We start from the raw sequence: 15,098 nt of genomic DNA, 5'->3' as shown, positions 1-15,098 counted from the left end.
ATTTTCAGGACGACCTCACATAATCGAACCGGCGGCTGCTCTGATCCAGTGAGCGGAAACTCCCGACCTGCGTTCCCTGAGTCGGACAGAGGAGGGTCGTGCTCTTGACCATCGAGGTCGAATTCTCCGGCCGAGCCGCGTCTTCACCACTGTCTGCCATGCGCAGGGTGGCGGTGAATCCGCCCGACGGAATGACCGCGTACAGACCCTCACCGTTTCCTAACCGGGCGCTGCGGAAGGTGAGACCGCCCGCTCCGTCGAAACTCAGCACGGTCCCGGGTTCACCCTCGACGGCGAATTCCCCGCGGTAATCCCCCAGGCTCGATCCGCACGTGCCCGCGGCCCCGCTGATCGGCGCGTTCGCGGTCATCACGGCGGAAACCGCCAGCGTGAGCGCCGCCGCGACGGCGATCCTCGAACCAGGTCCAGCAGCCATTGCGCGTCCCTCTCGGTCGGGTCTTTCCGGCAGTCCACAATAGAAGCGGACGAAACACCCCCGGACACGCCGGTTCGTAACCGAAACGTGGTCTAGCACAGTCCATAACACGATAGTCCGAAAACACGCCGTTCCGACCGATTAGTTTGTCTGTGCCACAGTGGAATTCACCCAACCGTGTACACGATCAGCAGGTTGCGACATTCCGGCGATCCGGCAATACCACGAATTTTGTTGAGCTGGTTGTAGCGTGGTGCGACATGACGCAAAAGAAAGCGATCGGCCTGCTCGTCAGTGCGTTCGTTTGTGCGGCCGTATTCACCATGAACCCGTCCGCGGCATGGGGATCCGGCGACGTCGGGACGCCCGGTTCGGCGCCCGGAGCGGTGGCACCCAACGCCCCGGCCGGCAATGGACCCGCCGCGGTCGCGCCGGAGCGGATCGTCCCCGCCCCGCCGCCCGCCGGTGCCTTCCTCTGCCCGACCCCCTGATATCCCCATCCGCCACTACCCCCGAAAAGTCCACCCCGACCAGCTCGTGCCGCGCCCGCCGGAAATCGGGTCCGCGGCACGAGCGATTCGGCTTTGACGGGGAATTCAGGCCGCCAGGGCCGACGACAGCCGCCGCAACTCCGCGACCGGCTCGGCGACATCCACGACCAGGCGCGTGAAATCCGCGCCCGCCAGTTCGATCAGCACGCCCTGACCGTCGAAACGCGTGTCCCAGAATTCCTTGCGGCCCTTGCCGCGGAAGATACCCGCGGCGATCACGCCCGGGAAGAACGTCCCCGGCGTCCGCAGCCACGGCGGGCGCAGATCCACGGGGGCGGGCGCGACCGCGGTGACCTGGGCCAGGTCGAAGCTCACGTGGTCGCGCAGCGCGAGCAGTTTGTGCGCACCGGTGACCCGGGCCGTCACAGTGGTTCCGGTGACCTCGAATTCGACCATTCCGCACCTCGCACGCTCGCCCGACACTGTCTGCCATCCACAGTGCCGGGCGAATCTGGTCGTAGCCTGAGGGTTTCCTGACGCTTCTCTCAGGCTTGCCCGCGCGGGGGTTCACGCCCTGGCGGTCAGATCCGCGACCAACCGCTTCGCCTGGGCCCGCGCCCCGGCGCGCAATTCCCTGACCTCGGCGCGGGTCACGTGCGACGGCATCGCCTGCTGGTCGGCGGCGGCCTTCGCCAGAGCCCCGGCGCGGGCCACCGAGGCGGCCCGCATGCTGCGCTCGGCGCGGGTCCGGGCCCCGGTCAGATGGCCCGAGATCAGGTCCGCGAGCACGTTCTTGTTCGACATCGTCGTTCTCCTTCTCCGGCGCCGGAACTGGTGTTTCCGGCTACGAGAGAACGATGACGGCCGCCGCTGACAGGCCGCCGACAATGCGCCGACAGCCCGAGCGGGTTCGCTGTCAGTCGGTCGGCAGGGTGATGTTCTCCGCGGCGGCCTTGGCGGCCACCTCGGCGGGGAAGATATTGCGGAACAGGTACAGGTCGCGGCCGAGCTTCCACCCGGGCGCGAGCGCCACCGCGTACCGCTCGAAGTAGCCGAGCTGCTTGCCCATCAGCACCAGCTGCTGCGGGCCGGACGCGCCGCGGCGCTTGCCGAACTCCAGCAGGCGCGCCGAGACCAGGCCCAGATCCAGCTTGTCCAGGCTGCCCGAGAGCACCGGACCCAGCGCCGTCGCGAGCTGACGGCCGATGGTGGCGTCGTCGCCGCTGTCGTCGGCCACCAGGTCCAGGGCGCGCAGCGCGCGAGCCACCGGCCGGAAGTCGTTGTCGATGGAGCTGGCGTAGAACAGCGCGCGCACGAACTCGCGCCATTCGGCCTCCATCCGGCCCACGATGCCGAAGTCGAGCATGGCCACCCGGCCGTCGTCGAGCAGCCACAGGTTGCCCGCGTGCACATCGCCGTGGAAGACCCCGTGCACCGCAACCGATTCCATCCACGCCTTCACCAGGCGGCGGATCAGCAGTTCCGGTTCCGGGTGGGCCTCGCGGATGTCGTCGAAGCGGTCCAGCGGCATGCCGCGCATGCGCTCCATGCACAGCACCCGGGGCGCGCAGAAGTCCCAATACACCTCGGGCACGGCCACCTGGGTGTTGTCACCGAAGGCCGACAGATGCTCGCGGGCGCGGGCCTGGTTCTCGGCCTCGATCAGGAAGTTCAGTTCCGCGACCGTGGCCTCGTACAGATCCCGCACCACCGCTTGGGTATTGGCGACGCGGGCGTTCTCCGACCGCTTCTCCAGGGTGCGCGCCAGCCGCATGGCGGCGCGCAGGTCCACGATCATGCGCCGGGCGATCTCGGGCCGCTGCACCTTCACCACCGCGGGCCGGCCGTCGGGCAGCACGCACGCGTGCACCTGGGCGATCGAGGCGGCCGAGAGCGGTTCGTCGTCGAACTCGAGGAACAGCTCCGAGATCGGCTTGCCCAGATCGGCCTCGATGATGGCGCGCGCGTCCGCGGCCGCGAAGGGCGGGACGTCGTCGAGGCAGCGCAGGCAGGCGTCGGCCAGCTCGCGCGGGAAGGCGCCGGGCGAGGACGCGATGAGCTGGCCCAGCTTCACGAACATCGGTCCGAGCGTCTCGAAACCGTTGACCACGCCCTCGGCCGCGGCGCGCTTGCGCTTGGCCGGGCGCAGGCCCCCGCGCAGCACGCTCGCCACCACCGAGCCGCCCAGCACCGCGCCGACGACCGCGGTCCGCCGCCACTCCGAGAATCCGAAGGTATCCAGGTCCGGCCGGATCACCTCGGGCGTCCCCGCTCGCACAGTTATAGGTGAGCTCACGGGCGGCAGTGTATCGCTGACGGCGGCGGACTTCGCGCCACGGGCGGGGCCTGGCGCGGCTCGAGACCGAAGCTCGACCGGCGCGAGACCTGGCACATCGCCCGGCGTTCGCTGGTTAGGAAGGGGACGGGCACGGTACCGTGAGCGGTCGAGTCGTGATCCGGCTCTACGCGGGCACCGATCGAGCCCGGCCATTGAAGGTGAAAGGCGAGACCTACGTAATGACGGGTACAGCGGAAAAGCTGGCGGAACTGCGCAAGCTCCTGGAGATCGCCGAGGAACCGACCGGTGAGAAGGGTATCCAGAAACGACTTGCCAAAGGCGTCGCCAGCGCCCGAGAACGGGTGAACCTACTGCTGGACCCGGGCAGCTTCGTCGAAATGGGCGCGCTCATGCGCTCGCCGGGCCAGTCGCACGCGCTCTACGGCGACGGCGTGGTCACCGGTCGCGGCCTGATCGACGGCCGCCCGGTCGTGGTCATCTCCCACGACTCGATGGTGCAGGGCGGTTCGGTCGGCGAGACCTTCGGGCGCCGCGTCCGCCTGGTCATGGAGTTCGCGTACAAGAACGCCTGCCCGGTCGTGGTGATCAACGACTCCGGCGGCGCCCGCATCCAGGAGGGCGTGACCGCCCTGGCCTGGTATGCCACCATGTGCCGCCTGCAGGAGGACCTGTCGGGCTTCGTGCCGATGGTCGCGGTCATGTTCGGCAAGTGCGCGGCCGGCTCGGTGTACGGCCCGGTCAATATGGACGTGCTGGTCGCCACCGACGACTCGTACATGTTCGTTACCGGCCCCGAGGTCATCAAGGGCATCACCGGCGAGGACATCAGCGCCGAGGAACTGGGCGGCGCGGCCGTGCAGGCCCGCAACGGCCTGCTGCACCACGTGGCCCGCACCGAGGTCGACGCGCTCAACTGGGCCCGCGAGTACCTCAGCTACCTGCCCAGCAGCTGCATCGAGGAGCCTCCGGTCATCAACCCGGGTCTGGAGCCGGAGATCACCGACTCCGATCGCGAACTGGACCGGATCATCCCGGACTCCGATCGCCAGGGCTACGACATGCACGAGGTGCTGCTGCGCATCTTCGACGACGGCGCCTTCCTCGAGGTCGGCGAAGCGGCCGCGCAGAACCTGATCACCGGGTTCGCCCGCGTGGACGGCCGCCCGGTCGGCGTCATCGCCAATCAGCCCATGGTGCTGGGCGGCGCGCTCGACGCGGCCTGCTCGGACAAGGGCGCGTACTTCATCCGCCTGTGCGACGCGTTCAATATTCCGCTCGTCTACGTCGTCGACACCCCCGGCGTGCTGCCCGGTGTCGAGGAGGAGCGCAACGGCGTCATCAAGCGCGGTGGCCGCATGTTCCGCGCGCTGATCGAGGCGACGGTCCCGATCGTCACCATCGTGACCCGCAAGGCGTACGGCGGCGGCTACGCGGTCATGGGCTGCAAGCAGCTCGGCGTGGACGTCAACCTGGCGTGGCCGACCGCCCGCATCGCGGTCATCGGCGCCGACGGCATGGTGACCGTCACCGGCAAGAAGACCCTCGCGGCCACCCCGCCCGAGCAGCGCGAGACCGTCCGCCAGCAGATGGTCGACTTCTACAACGCGCTCATCGACAACCCGTGGGTGGCGGCCGAGCGTGGCTACATCGACGCGGTCATCGAGCCCTCGGCAACCCGCCTCGAGATCCGCAAGGCCCTGCGTCTGCTGCGCGACAAGAACGCGGTCCGCAAGCCCAACCCGCGCAAGCACAACCTCTTCCCGATGTGACGCAGACCCAACTCTCGGGGGCTCTCAGGGGCTTCCCCTGAAACCCCTTCCACGAGCCTCCGGGGGCTTCCCCGGAAGCGTTGGTTCTCGCTGATGGTGAGAAGCGCTGCCCGCGTTCAACACTCGTTGGGCGCGGGTATGCCCTGCAATCTCTGGTCGAGCCAGGTCAGGGATTCGGGGTAGCCGGTGAAGGCGCCGATGAAGTGTTCGCCGAGGACGCTGCGGTACACGGCGGGCACGCCCAGGTCGCACTGCTCGCGGTAGAGGTTCTTCGCGCCTTCGGCGGGGACCCAGAATTCCTGTTCGCCATTGAAGATGAACAGCGGCACGGGTGACTTCCTGCCGTCCATGCGGGTGATGCCGTAGATCTCGTGCGCCAGATCGCTGTCGAGCGGATCGGGGATATTGGCGGCGATGTCGATGGGCAGCTGCAGCACGCCCGGGAGCGCGAACACCTCGCTGCACTGACTGTTGATCAGCTGCGAGGTCGTCACCCACTGCGCCAGATGGTTCATCCGGGCCAGGATCTCGGGCCGCTCGCGGCCGATCCCGAACACCGCGCCCAGGAACACCCCCGAGGCGAGATTGGCGTTCATCGAGTGCGCCAGGATGCTGAAGTCCGCGGGCACCCCGCCCAGCGCCGCGCCGACCACCACCTCCGACAGTTCGGGGGCGTACTCGGCCATCAGCTTCACCGCGCCGTTGGTGGCGATGGCCCCGCCGGAGTACCCGATCATCCCGAACTTGCTCTCCCCCAGCTCATCCGGCAGGTAGCCGCGGGTCGCGCGGATGGCGTCGAGGATGGCGTGCCCGGCCACGGTCGGCTCGGCGTAGGCCATGCGCGGGCCCTCGTGGTCGGTGATGAGCACGCCGTAGCCGCGCAGCAGCGCCAGCTGGGTGGTGGGCAGGGCATAGCCGGTCAGATTGGCGGCCCGGGTAAACCCGTGCGCGAGTGTGTATCCCGGGTTGCAGTCGCGGCCCAGCGCGTCGATGGGCAGATTGTTGACCACCACCGGCCGCTGTCCCGGCCCGGTCCACTGCCCGTCCGGCAGCACCAGACTGGCGATCCCGTAGGACGGCTCGTCGTGAGAGTCGTTGGTGCGGTATTTGAACTGGAGCACCTGCCGCACCGGCACGATCAGAGTGGGTGCGGCCGTGGCGGTTACGTCGCGCACCGCGACCATGCCGCCCGGGTCCACGGCGTCGAGCCCGGCGGGCCAGTCGTCGATGAACGGATCGCCGATCGGCGCGGGCATGGTGGCGGCCCGCAGCGCCGCCAGATCCGGTGCCAGCTCCGGAGTGTCGACCAACGGGGACTCCACGGGGGCCGGGGGGAGGGCGGGCGCCGGGAGCAGCTGGTCGATCCAATGCTGGATGTCGGGCAGGGAGATGCCGGGCGGGTTCGGTGCGGTTCCAGGTTCGGGTGGCTGCGCGAAACCCGGTGCGGCGCAGTACGTGACGATCACGCAGCAGCCGATCGTCAAGGCACCGGCCAGTCTTCGGAAGCGACTCCGCACAATACCCCCACGGATCGGTCAGTCGGTGGTCCGCGAAGCCTACGGGGACACACCACTGTGACACTCGGGAGTGGTCGGTTCGACGCTGGTTCGAGACCGGTCCGTGCCCTGACCGGACCGCGTGTCACGCCCATCCTGTCATCGATCCGCGATCTCGCGGACCGATTGCCGAGGGCGCCGGCGGATTACAGCCGCTTGCGCATCACCATGTCGAGTTGGGCGTTGCTGATCTGGCGGCCCGCGTTGGACACCGAGGTCACCATGCAGCTGCCGAACGACCCGATCCGGTCGAACAGCGTGGCCACACCCACCGCCAGGCCGTGTTCGCTGAAGTGGCTGTCGGCCTCCACGCCGATCTCGGTGCCCTCGGGCTGCCGCGAAAGGCCCAGCGTCATATCGGTATTGATGAACCCGATGCCCTTGTCGCCCCAGTTGGTCATCATGCTGGTCGCCTCGGCCACCACCGCGACCCGCACGAACGGGCTCAGCTCCTCCCCGGTCACCACCCGGATCGGGTTCTGCCAGGTGCGCTTGCGGTCGGCGTTCTCATGGTCGGTGGGCACCGAGTTCCACACCGGCGAGTCCTCGCCGCTGTTGAACAGCGGCGTCTGCGGCAGCGCCGAGGGCGGGGCGATGTCGCGCGAAGGCGGCTGCGGTTCCCGCTCTCGCCGCCACAGCTCCCCCGGCGGCTGCTCGGACGGCTGCAGCAGCACGGCGGTGGCGCGCGCGGCGATGGTGCCGCCCTGCACCACGCTCACGTCGGCGACCCGGATCCGCTTGCCGTCGCGCACCCGCACGACCGGCGTCGTGGTGTGCTCGAAGCGGGCGGCGCTGAACAGGTCCACGGTCAGCCGCACCGGCACGAAACCGTCGGTAGCCTGGGTCCGTTCGAGTTCGCGTGCCAGCAGGCCGGTCAGGGCCGGCCCGACCACCTGCGCCGAGGACCACTGGCTGGCCGCGAACGACGTCGGGAAGAACCCGCCGTCCACCTCGTCGAAATACGCGGGCACATCCACCACGGCACCGGCTCCCGTCCACTCGAATCGATCAATCCACTGTTCCCAGAGCTAACACAGGCGTGAAACCCGTTTCAATCCGGGGCCCGCTGGGTGGGTGATCGAGTCCCCGTCGGGCGGGTGGTCGACTCACGGATTCAGCGGGCCGGGGCACGGGTACGCCATCGACATGGTCCGCGCCATCGACCGGCTACTCGGCACCCTGACCCTCGCCGTACAGACCCTGCAGGACAACGACATTCCCTGCGCCCTCACCGGGGAGTGCGCGGTGTACGCCCGCGGCGGTCCGGTGACCGAGACGCCTCCGGAGGTCGACGTGCTGCTGCGCCCGTCGGACCTGCCGCGCGGGGTGCTCCTGTTGTCGGCCGCGGGCCTGCGGCCGCCACCGGGGACCGAGTCCGAGCGGGCCACGCTCTACGACGGCGGGGTGCGGCTGGATCTGGTGTTCGGCACCGATCGCCGCCCCGTCACCGACGCGCTGCTGGCACGCGCCGAGCGGCTGCCCATCGGGCCGATCGCGGCGCCCGTGGTGACGGTGGCCGACTTCCTGGTGGACGAACTGACCGTGGCCGATCCGCAGCGGCTGGATTTCACCCGGCTGCTGCACATCGCCCGGGAGTTGCGCGCACAGGTCGACTGGGAGCTCGTCAGGACCGGGACCACGGCCGCACCCTACGCACGCGCGTTTCTCGGCCTGCTGGACGATCTGGGCATCACTGACGGCCACGACGGTGTGCGGGCGGGCCTGTTGTGATCGCCGCGCGGCCGCGGTGGTTGCGTACAGGGGGCGACACCGCGTGATTCGGCCGAACCTGTCCGGGTATCCGCTTGTTATCGGTTCTGCATTACCTCCGGAGAAAGGACAGTGATGTTGCCTGTCACTCCGTACGCCTACCCCGTCGCCCACATTCCGCCGGGCGGCGACCACATTCCTCGTGGCGGCACCCGCAATCGGCCGGGTGGCACCGGCCGGCCGCCGGACGAGACCCCCTATCGGCCGAGGGCCATCCAGAATCTGCCGGGCCCGATTCTGACCGCCTCCGGAATCGTGTCGATCGCATTGACTTTGACGACCGCCGGGTACGGTGAGCTCGTCTGGAGCGTGCTGTGCGGGCTCATCGGGGCGCTCTGCCTGCGTTTCGGAATCGGCCTGATGGTCCTCGAACAAGATCGGATCAAAGCTGCGAAGGCCCAGGACAGGGCTCATCACGGCGATAATTGATCTTCAGCGAATTCCTGGATAAAGCGGAACAGGCGTTTCCCTCCGGAACTTTCGATCGGAAGTACTGGGAAAGCCCTGTTCGGGGCCCATTACAACCTTTCGCCAACCATCGTTTCGCAAACTCATAGCATCCCGAAAAGCACTCTGACACTGCGAATTCGATGTTGCAGATGTACTTGCATCTGCGCAACGCACGGTCATAGACTCGTCGTTGCAAGGCACCAATAGGGGACAACCAGAGAGCCGAGCGGTGAATCACCGGCGATTCTTCGCCCACGGTCAGCCGTCGGCCTGGCGTCAGGGGCGTTCGAATGAACCAGCCAATCAACCTCAGCCGACTCGGGTTTGCCGACAGAAGTCAGCCGGAGCAAACCTATTCACGTGAGACGGCAACCGCTTTCGTCATTCGCCAGGTCGAATCCACTGGAGCGGCCACTCGGTATGATTTCGACATCGAGCGGATCGTCACCACGGCACACGCCATGGTGAACGACTGGGATCTGCACCATATGCAGCCGGAGGCGTTCTGGCGGATCGCTTCCAGCTTCATCAGGCAGTAACCGAATCCGGCCGTGCCGCAGACCCGCCCGGTTCGCGGCACGCTGATAGGGGCCCCGTGAGGGGCCCCTTATCCGTCTGCGGGGTATCCGCAGGGCAGCCGGCGCGGGTCCTGATGGCCCCGCGCGGCGCTCAGTCGAGCTTCTCGGCAATCTTCGCCAGCTCTTTGCGTGAACGCTCCGGCGGCTCCGCCTGCACGCTGAGCTGATCCATCACCTGCCGGTACAGCTCGAGGTCCTCACGGCGATCCAGATACAGCGCACTGGTGAGCTGCTCCAGATACACGATGTCGGGCAGTTCGGCCTCGGCGAAGCGAAGCATGGTGAACGAGCTTCCCGCAGCCGCGTGGCCACCCGCCCCGTACGGCAGGAACTGGATGGTGACGTTCGGGCGCTTGGAGATCTCGATGAGGTACTCGATCTGACCGCGCAGGACGCCCGGCCCGCCCACGGGACGATGCAGGACCGCCTCGTCGAGCACGGCCCAGAAGCTGGGCGCGCCATCGCGGGTGAGTAGCTCCTGCCGACGCCGGCGCAGCGAGACGCGGCGCTCCCCATCCACATCGTGCCCGAGGGCAACGATCGAGCGAGCGTAGTCGGGGGTCTGCAACAGACCCGGAACCAGCTGTCCCTCGTAGGTGCGGATGGACTTCGCCGCGTGCTCGAGCCCCAGATAGGTTTCGAACCAGGAAGGCAGCAGATCGCTGTAGCGGTGCCACCAGCCCGGCTGATTCGCCTTGCGCACCAGGTCCAGGAACTGCTCGCGCTCACCGGGATCGTCAACGCCATACAGCGTCAACAGATCCCGGATATCGCGCTCCTTGAATCCGGTGCGCCCGAGTTCCAGGCGACTGATCTTGGCATGGGACCCGCGGATGTGTTCACCCGCGGCCTCCCGCGTGATTTTGTTGAACTCCCGCAGCTTTCGTAGCTGGCTGCCCACCGCGATCCGCAGTGCGGTCGGGCCGCGTTCGGCGACAGCGGAATCCGCCTGCAGGTGGGCAAGGGGTTCTGCGATCATGAGGTCCACTCCGATGCTCGGGTTTGCCGGCAGTGGACTCACAACGGCTAGTCGCGAACCACCGCGCCGATTGCCAATGCTACCGCTCAGCGCGCGAGGTCGTCGAACTCTCCACTCTTCGCGCCTTGCAGGAACGCATCGATCTCCGGGCGCGTGTACACGATCAGCGAGCCTTCGGGGTCGCGCGAGTTGCGCACGGCGACCTGCCCATTGGCGAGCGGGGCGAGTTCCACGCAGTTCCCACTGGGATTGCTGAAGGTGCTCTTGCGCCACAAGAGATTCGAGCGATCGATCGAGGTTGCCGAGATGTCCGTCATTTCAGACTCCTTGCCAGTACCGCCCGCAGACGGTGGTCCCAGTACTTGCAATTGTTCGATCAGATGTACTTACAGTTGCAACCGCAAGCACGACGATAGCACGCAGGTAGCCCATGATCGATGGCCTCGAGCATGCACATCCTTTGCAACACAACAGATTTGATCTTGGAACCCATGCTCAGGAGCGAAGTTGCGAAGGGGGGACAGAGAATTCGGGTCAGTTCGTCCCGTTCGCCCGATTGTTTCCGGGACCCCATGCCCGAAAGGTCACGTGACGCCGGAATCTCTCCCCGAGACCCGCAACGAGCGTGCAGATGTGCTTGCATCTGCACGATCCGAGCTCCTAAACTCGGTGCACCAATCCCCCACTCGGCCAGAGGCATCCCATGACGCAGATGCTCGTCCGTACCACCGACGCCGTCGCTCGCGGCGACCAATCCGGTGACTGCGAGGCGGAACCACGCACCCTCACCTACCGCCAGGCCCGCGCCCTCCTCCGCGCGCACGACCAGCACTTCGCCTGCCGGCAGTATCTGGCGGCCATAGCGTACCTGTCCGCCGACAACGACGTGGACTGACCGTACCGGGCGCGCGCACTATTGCGTTCGCGTCGATGCCCGATGACGAACAAGAGCGCGACTTCCCTTGCGTGACAGTGGGTCCGGCGAGTACCCCTGAGGGTGAATTGCCCCCACGTGGAAGAGCGCCGAGATGTTTCTTATTGCCGCCCACGAGCTGCTGACCCAGATTCAGCACGCGCAGATCGTCGATCCCACGCCCGAGACCCCGCCCGCGGCCGACAAGCTGATGCGGCTGGTCCGGTACTTCACCTGGTTCGTGCTGCTTTCCGGAGTCCTCGCCATCACCTACGCGGGCGGTCGCTTCGCGTGGGAAAAGTGGAGCGGCAGCGGTTTACAGTCGCCCAAACAGGTGGCCGGGGCGCTCGTCGGCGGCATTGTGGCGACGAGCGCGGGCACCATCATGAACGCGGTAATCGGTCAATAGCTCCCAATTCGGGCGCTGAAAATCGTCGAGAATTCTGCCAAGAGGGGTTGTCTGAGACGAGACCGACCCGTCGGCCCGAACTCACGCGGTCGCGGCCACCACACCGGCGGCGCCGGATCCGGCCGCACCGACCAGTTCCTCGAAGCGCGCCACCACTTTCCGGTGGTACATGCCGAACAGATCCTCGAACAGCGCGAGCTGCGCCTGACTCGGACCGGCGTCGGATTCCCACACCGCCACCAGCGCCCGCCACACCAGCACGTGCAGATCCGGGGAGACCGCGAAGTACGCCTCGACCGCTGCCGGCACCTCGAGCACCATCTCGCCGATCGAGTTGAGCACCGAGCGCTGCACCGAGAGCCCGAGCGCGGTGAGCATCCGGCGCAGCAGCCCGAGTTCGATGCTCAGCATCCGGTACGGATCCGGGTCCGTGCCGCGCGCAAGGGTTTCCAGTTCGTCGATCTCGGCCTTGAGTTCGGCCGGATCGAGCGGGCGCTCGCTGCCGGTGTAGGCGAGCAGCGCCTCGAGCGCGATCCCGCGTTCCTCGTCGACGATATTGCCGAACATCTCCGCGGCGATCTCCGGTTCCGGCATGGACAGCCGGAACAGCCGCCCGTACACGTCCACGCCGCCCTCGGCGCGGACATCGCGGATCACGAATCCCTTGCCGCGGTGGGCGTCCACGAAGCCGTAGGATTCCAGCCGGCCCAGAATCAATTGCGCTGTCGCACGATTGAGGTCGAACTCCTCGGCGACCTGGCGGACGGACGGCATCAGACCACCGGGCTCGTACTCCCCGGATGCCACGCGGCGCGCCAATTCGTCGGCAACGTCGGCGACGACCGTCCGGTCTCCCATCGTGTCACCTCTCCAAATCCCTCGATTACGTCCCAGACAGTCTAGGTGGTTGTTCGATCAACCGCACAAGTCTTCGAATCCGCAGGCAGCGGGGCCGGACAGTCCGGTATCTTTACGAATTCTCTACGGCATGGGGTTCCGATTCTCCCGGTTTTCAGACCTAGGCTGCGGAGCGTGGTTTCACCGATCGACGTAGCCAAACGACTCGTGCTCGGACGGCCGTTTCGCAGCGATCGGCTCGGCGAGACCCTGCTGCCCAAGCGGCTCGCGCTGCCGATCTTCGCCAGCGACCCGCTGTCCTCGGTCGCCTACGCCACCCAGGAGATCCTGCTCATCCTGACCCTGGGCGGGCTGGCATACCTGCACCTGACACCGGTGGTCGCGGCGGGCGTGGTGGTCCTGCTGGCCGTCGTGGCGCTGTCGTATCGGCAGGTGGTGCAGGCGTATCCGTCCGGTGGCGGCTCCTACGAGGTGGTGGCCGAGAACCTCGGCGCGCTGCCCGGCCTGGTGGTGGCGGCCGCGCTGCTGGTCGACTACGTGATGACCGTGGCGGTGTCGGTGTCGGCCGGCGTGGACAACATCATCTCGGCGGTGCCCGATCTGAACGCCTACCGGGTGGTCATCGATCTGGGGTTCATCGTCTTCCTGACCGCCATGAACCTGCGCGGTGTGCGAGAGTCCGGCCGCGCCTTCGCGATTCCCACCTACGGGTTCGTCCTCGGGGTGTTCGCGCTCATCGTGGTCGGGCTGGGACAAACCCTGCTCGGGCACACCCCGGTCGCCGAGAGCGCCCACTACGAGATCCACGCCGAGCAGGTGGGGCTGTCCACCGTCGGGGTCGCCTTCCTGCTGCTGCGGGCCTTCTCCTCCGGCTGCACCGCGCTCACCGGCGCGGAGGCCATCTCCAACGGAGTGCCCGCCTTCCGCAAGCCCAAGGCGCTCAATGCCGCGCGGACCATGACCGCCATGGGCGTCATCGCCATCGCCATGTTCTCCGGGGTGACGGCGCTGGCGATGATCACCAAGACCCGGGTCACCGAGAACACCTGCGACATCATCGGATTCGCCGGGGACTGCCACAACGACGCGCAGAAGACCGTCATCGCGCAGATCTCGGCGGCCGTGTTCGGCGGCAACAGCCTCGCGTTCTACTACCTGATGGTCACCACGGCGCTGATCCTCATCCTGGCCGCCAACACCGCCTACAACGGCTTCCCGCTGCTGAATTCGATTCTCGCGCAACACCGCTACATGCCGCGCCAGCTGCACACCCGCGGCGACCGGCTGGCCTTCTCCAACGGCATCATCCTGCTGGCGGTGGCGGCGGGGACGCTCATCTATGCCTTCGACGGGTCCACCACCCGGCTCATCCAGCTCTACATCATGGGAGTGTTCACCTCGTTCACACTGTGCCAGACCGGCATGGTGCGGCACTGGAACCGGGAGCTGCGGACCGCGCAGAGCTCCGGCGAGCGGCTGCGAATCCACCGGGCGCGCTTCATCAATGCCTTCGGCGCGTGCTTCACCGGCGTGGTGCTGGTGGTCGTGATGATCACCAAGTTCACCCACGGCGCGTATCTGGTGGTCATCGCCATGCCGATCCTGGTGGCCATCATGTGGCTGATCCACCGGCACTACACGTCGGTGCGCGGCGAACTCGCGATCGATCCGGACGAGCTGGAGATGCTGCCGGGGCGGGTGCACGCGGTGGTGCTGGTGTCGGGCTGGCACAAGGCGACCCAGCGGGCGGTGCAGTTCGCGCGCGCCACCCGGCCGGACACGCTGATGGCGGTGACGGTCAATGTGGACGACGCCGATACCCGCGATCTGGCCCGGGACTGGGAGAGCTTCGGGGTCGGCATCCCGCTCAAGGTCATCGAATCGCCGTACCGGGAGATCACCCGGCCGGTGCTCGACGAGATCAAGCGGCAGCGCAAGTCGCGGCCGCGGGATGTGGTGAGCGTGTTCATCCCCGAGTACGTGGTGGGTCGCTGGTGGGAGAACCTGCTGCACAACCAGAGTTCACTGCGACTCAAGGCGCGGCTGCTGTTCGAGCCGGGGGTGATGGTGACGAGCGTGCCCTGGCAGCTGCATTCGTCGCGCTTCCGCGCCACACCGCGCGAGGAGCACATGCCGGGTGAGATCCGGCGCGGCATCACCGGGTCGGGCGACCGGGCCTGATCGTCCGGCGCCACCGGGCCTCGCGTGTGCGGCGCCCTTACCCGCCGTCGGTGTCGCGTGTGCCCTCGAGGTTGTCGGCCCACCGCTCCGACCACTCCCACACGTCTTCCAGCGCGCGGCCCAACTCCGTACCGGCGGTGGTCAACTCGTAGGACTTGTCGGGGCGTTTGAGCACGACCCCGGCGTCGGCGAGCCGTTGCAGGCGCACCGACAGCATGCTCGACGAGCAATTGCCCATGCGGCGGCGCAGTTCCAGGAAGCCCAGTGCGCCCGGCTCCAATTCCCAGATCACGCGCAGGATCCAGCGCTGGCCGAGCAGGTCCATGGCGGCCAGGAGCGGGGCGGCCGAGTCGTCGGCGCGGCTGTTGGCGGGCGGTGGCTGACTTGCGCTTCTCATTTCGAAGTACCA

General features: G+C 67.5%; 18 protein-coding genes. 8 read left to right on the top strand and 10 right to left on the bottom strand.

What is annotated here, in order from left to right; translation table 11 throughout:
• Nucleotides 1–4 precede the first annotated feature (4 nt).
• The gene (locus ACFYTS_RS14475) at nucleotides 5–436 is read right to left on the bottom strand and encodes a hypothetical protein (protein WP_357277580.1); all 432 of its coding nucleotides are present in this window, start codon (nucleotides 434–436) and stop codon (nucleotides 5–7) included.
• Nucleotides 437–696: 260 nt separating this feature from the next.
• Between ACFYTS_RS14475 and ACFYTS_RS14470 the strand changes: the two genes are divergently transcribed.
• On the top strand, nucleotides 697–927 hold the full coding sequence (locus ACFYTS_RS14470; protein WP_357277582.1) for a hypothetical protein: 231 nt from the start codon (nucleotides 697–699) through the stop codon (nucleotides 925–927).
• A gap of 105 nt (nucleotides 928–1,032) precedes the next feature.
• On the opposite strand, the gene ACFYTS_RS14465 is transcribed toward ACFYTS_RS14470, so the two are convergent.
• From ACFYTS_RS14465 to ACFYTS_RS14455, 3 genes are all read right to left on the bottom strand, one after another.
• Nucleotides 1,033–1,383 (bottom strand): hypothetical protein, encoded by a 351-nt coding sequence (locus ACFYTS_RS14465; protein ID WP_357084789.1) that lies wholly within the window; start codon nucleotides 1,381–1,383, stop codon nucleotides 1,033–1,035.
• Nucleotides 1,384–1,494: 111 nt separating this feature from the next.
• Nucleotides 1,495–1,731 (bottom strand): hypothetical protein, encoded by a 237-nt coding sequence (locus tag ACFYTS_RS14460; RefSeq protein ID WP_357277587.1) that lies wholly within the window; start codon nucleotides 1,729–1,731, stop codon nucleotides 1,495–1,497.
• Between the two features lie 112 nt (nucleotides 1,732–1,843).
• The gene (locus tag ACFYTS_RS14455) at nucleotides 1,844–3,223 is read right to left on the bottom strand and encodes an AarF/ABC1/UbiB kinase family protein (protein ID WP_357277589.1); all 1,380 of its coding nucleotides are present in this window, start codon (nucleotides 3,221–3,223) and stop codon (nucleotides 1,844–1,846) included.
• A 221-nt stretch (nucleotides 3,224–3,444) separates the two neighbouring features.
• Between ACFYTS_RS14455 and ACFYTS_RS14450 the strand changes: the two genes are divergently transcribed.
• Nucleotides 3,445–4,995: an acyl-CoA carboxylase subunit beta gene (locus tag ACFYTS_RS14450; RefSeq protein ID WP_357278154.1), complete on the top strand. Its 1,551-nt coding sequence runs from the start codon at nucleotides 3,445–3,447 to the stop codon at nucleotides 4,993–4,995.
• Nucleotides 4,996–5,111: 116 nt separating this feature from the next.
• Here the strand turns inward: ACFYTS_RS14450 and ACFYTS_RS14445 are convergent, their stop codons facing one another.
• Both ACFYTS_RS14445 and ACFYTS_RS14440 read right to left on the bottom strand, forming a co-directional pair.
• Nucleotides 5,112–6,461, bottom strand: coding sequence for a lipase family protein (locus ACFYTS_RS14445; RefSeq protein ID WP_387304242.1), 1,350 nt, complete (start codon nucleotides 6,459–6,461; stop codon nucleotides 5,112–5,114).
• Nucleotides 6,462–6,697: 236 nt separating this feature from the next.
• Nucleotides 6,698–7,531 carry an acyl-CoA thioesterase domain-containing protein gene (locus ACFYTS_RS14440; protein ID WP_357277594.1) on the bottom strand — a complete coding sequence of 278 codons (834 nt, stop codon included), beginning with the start codon at nucleotides 7,529–7,531 and terminating at the stop codon, nucleotides 6,698–6,700.
• A 94-nt stretch (nucleotides 7,532–7,625) separates the two neighbouring features.
• On the opposite strand from ACFYTS_RS14440, the gene ACFYTS_RS14435 reads away from it, so the two are divergent.
• The 3 genes from ACFYTS_RS14435 (at nucleotide 7,626) to ACFYTS_RS14425 (ending at nucleotide 9,310) form a co-directional block, all read left to right on the top strand.
• Nucleotides 7,626–8,282 carry a hypothetical protein gene (locus ACFYTS_RS14435; RefSeq protein WP_387304240.1) on the top strand — a complete coding sequence of 219 codons (657 nt, stop codon included), beginning with the start codon at nucleotides 7,626–7,628 and terminating at the stop codon, nucleotides 8,280–8,282.
• A gap of 114 nt (nucleotides 8,283–8,396) precedes the next feature.
• Nucleotides 8,397–8,750 (top strand): hypothetical protein, encoded by a 354-nt coding sequence (locus ACFYTS_RS14430; protein WP_387304238.1) that lies wholly within the window; start codon nucleotides 8,397–8,399, stop codon nucleotides 8,748–8,750.
• Between the two features lie 311 nt (nucleotides 8,751–9,061).
• Entirely contained in the window at nucleotides 9,062–9,310 is a 249-nt protein-coding gene (locus ACFYTS_RS14425; protein ID WP_213554958.1) for a hypothetical protein, read from the top strand.
• Between the two features lie 130 nt (nucleotides 9,311–9,440).
• Here ACFYTS_RS14425 and ACFYTS_RS14420 read toward each other — a convergent pair whose 3' ends face one another.
• Complete coding sequence (locus ACFYTS_RS14420; protein WP_357277601.1) at nucleotides 9,441–10,328, bottom strand: helix-turn-helix transcriptional regulator; 888 nt, start codon at nucleotides 10,326–10,328, stop codon at nucleotides 9,441–9,443.
• A gap of 86 nt (nucleotides 10,329–10,414) precedes the next feature.
• Nucleotides 10,415–10,645 (bottom strand): DUF397 domain-containing protein, encoded by a 231-nt coding sequence (locus ACFYTS_RS14415; protein ID WP_357277604.1) that lies wholly within the window; start codon nucleotides 10,643–10,645, stop codon nucleotides 10,415–10,417.
• Between the two features lie 386 nt (nucleotides 10,646–11,031).
• Here ACFYTS_RS14415 and ACFYTS_RS14410 point away from each other — a divergent pair, with 386 nt between their 5' ends.
• Both ACFYTS_RS14410 and ACFYTS_RS14405 read left to right on the top strand, forming a co-directional pair.
• Nucleotides 11,032–11,223, top strand: coding sequence for a hypothetical protein (locus tag ACFYTS_RS14410; protein WP_357277606.1), 192 nt, complete (start codon nucleotides 11,032–11,034; stop codon nucleotides 11,221–11,223).
• 133 nt (nucleotides 11,224–11,356) lie between these two features.
• Nucleotides 11,357–11,650, top strand: coding sequence for a hypothetical protein (locus tag ACFYTS_RS14405; RefSeq protein WP_357278156.1), 294 nt, complete (start codon nucleotides 11,357–11,359; stop codon nucleotides 11,648–11,650).
• Nucleotides 11,651–11,731: 81 nt separating this feature from the next.
• Here ACFYTS_RS14405 and ACFYTS_RS14400 read toward each other — a convergent pair whose 3' ends face one another.
• Nucleotides 11,732–12,508, bottom strand: coding sequence for a GntR family transcriptional regulator (locus ACFYTS_RS14400; protein ID WP_357277609.1), 777 nt, complete (start codon nucleotides 12,506–12,508; stop codon nucleotides 11,732–11,734).
• Between the two features lie 174 nt (nucleotides 12,509–12,682).
• Between ACFYTS_RS14400 and ACFYTS_RS14395 the strand changes: the two genes are divergently transcribed.
• Entirely contained in the window at nucleotides 12,683–14,689 is a 2,007-nt protein-coding gene (locus tag ACFYTS_RS14395; protein WP_357277611.1) for an APC family permease, read from the top strand.
• A gap of 37 nt (nucleotides 14,690–14,726) precedes the next feature.
• Here the strand turns inward: ACFYTS_RS14395 and ACFYTS_RS14390 are convergent, their stop codons facing one another.
• Nucleotides 14,727–15,086: a winged helix-turn-helix transcriptional regulator gene (locus ACFYTS_RS14390; RefSeq protein ID WP_387304231.1), complete on the bottom strand. Its 360-nt coding sequence runs from the start codon at nucleotides 15,084–15,086 to the stop codon at nucleotides 14,727–14,729.
• Nucleotides 15,087–15,098 lie beyond the last annotated feature (12 nt).

Origin of the sequence: Nocardia sp. NPDC004151 (genome assembly GCF_042874235.1) — a bacterium.
Lineage (GTDB): Bacteria > Actinomycetota > Actinomycetes > Mycobacteriales > Mycobacteriaceae > Nocardia.
This window is presented reverse-complemented; position numbering and strand designations above follow the sequence as displayed.

Excerpts from the sequence above, each read along its gene's own strand:
- ACFYTS_RS14415 (WP_357277604.1), bottom strand. The coding sequence starts at position 10,645 with ATGACGGACATCTCGGCAACCTCGATCGATCGCTCGAATCTCTTGTGG.
- ACFYTS_RS14400 (WP_357277609.1), bottom strand. The coding sequence starts at position 12,508 with ATGGGAGACCGGACGGTCGTCGCCGACGTTGCCGACGAATTGGCGCGC.
- ACFYTS_RS14450 (WP_357278154.1), top strand. The coding sequence starts at position 3,445 with ATGACGGGTACAGCGGAAAAGCTGGCGGAACTGCGCAAGCTCCTGGAG.
- ACFYTS_RS14425 (WP_213554958.1), top strand. The coding sequence starts at position 9,062 with ATGAACCAGCCAATCAACCTCAGCCGACTCGGGTTTGCCGACAGAAGT.
- ACFYTS_RS14475 (WP_357277580.1), bottom strand. The coding sequence starts at position 436 with ATGGCTGCTGGACCTGGTTCGAGGATCGCCGTCGCGGCGGCGCTCACG.
- ACFYTS_RS14390 (WP_387304231.1), bottom strand. The coding sequence starts at position 15,086 with ATGAGAAGCGCAAGTCAGCCACCGCCCGCCAACAGCCGCGCCGACGAC.
- ACFYTS_RS14460 (WP_357277587.1), bottom strand. The coding sequence starts at position 1,731 with ATGTCGAACAAGAACGTGCTCGCGGACCTGATCTCGGGCCATCTGACC.
- ACFYTS_RS14430 (WP_387304238.1), top strand. The coding sequence starts at position 8,397 with ATGTTGCCTGTCACTCCGTACGCCTACCCCGTCGCCCACATTCCGCCG.
- ACFYTS_RS14470 (WP_357277582.1), top strand. The coding sequence starts at position 697 with ATGACGCAAAAGAAAGCGATCGGCCTGCTCGTCAGTGCGTTCGTTTGT.
- ACFYTS_RS14420 (WP_357277601.1), bottom strand. The coding sequence starts at position 10,328 with ATGATCGCAGAACCCCTTGCCCACCTGCAGGCGGATTCCGCTGTCGCC.
- ACFYTS_RS14405 (WP_357278156.1), top strand. The coding sequence starts at position 11,357 with ATGTTTCTTATTGCCGCCCACGAGCTGCTGACCCAGATTCAGCACGCG.
- ACFYTS_RS14410 (WP_357277606.1), top strand. The coding sequence starts at position 11,032 with ATGACGCAGATGCTCGTCCGTACCACCGACGCCGTCGCTCGCGGCGAC.
- ACFYTS_RS14465 (WP_357084789.1), bottom strand. The coding sequence starts at position 1,383 with ATGGTCGAATTCGAGGTCACCGGAACCACTGTGACGGCCCGGGTCACC.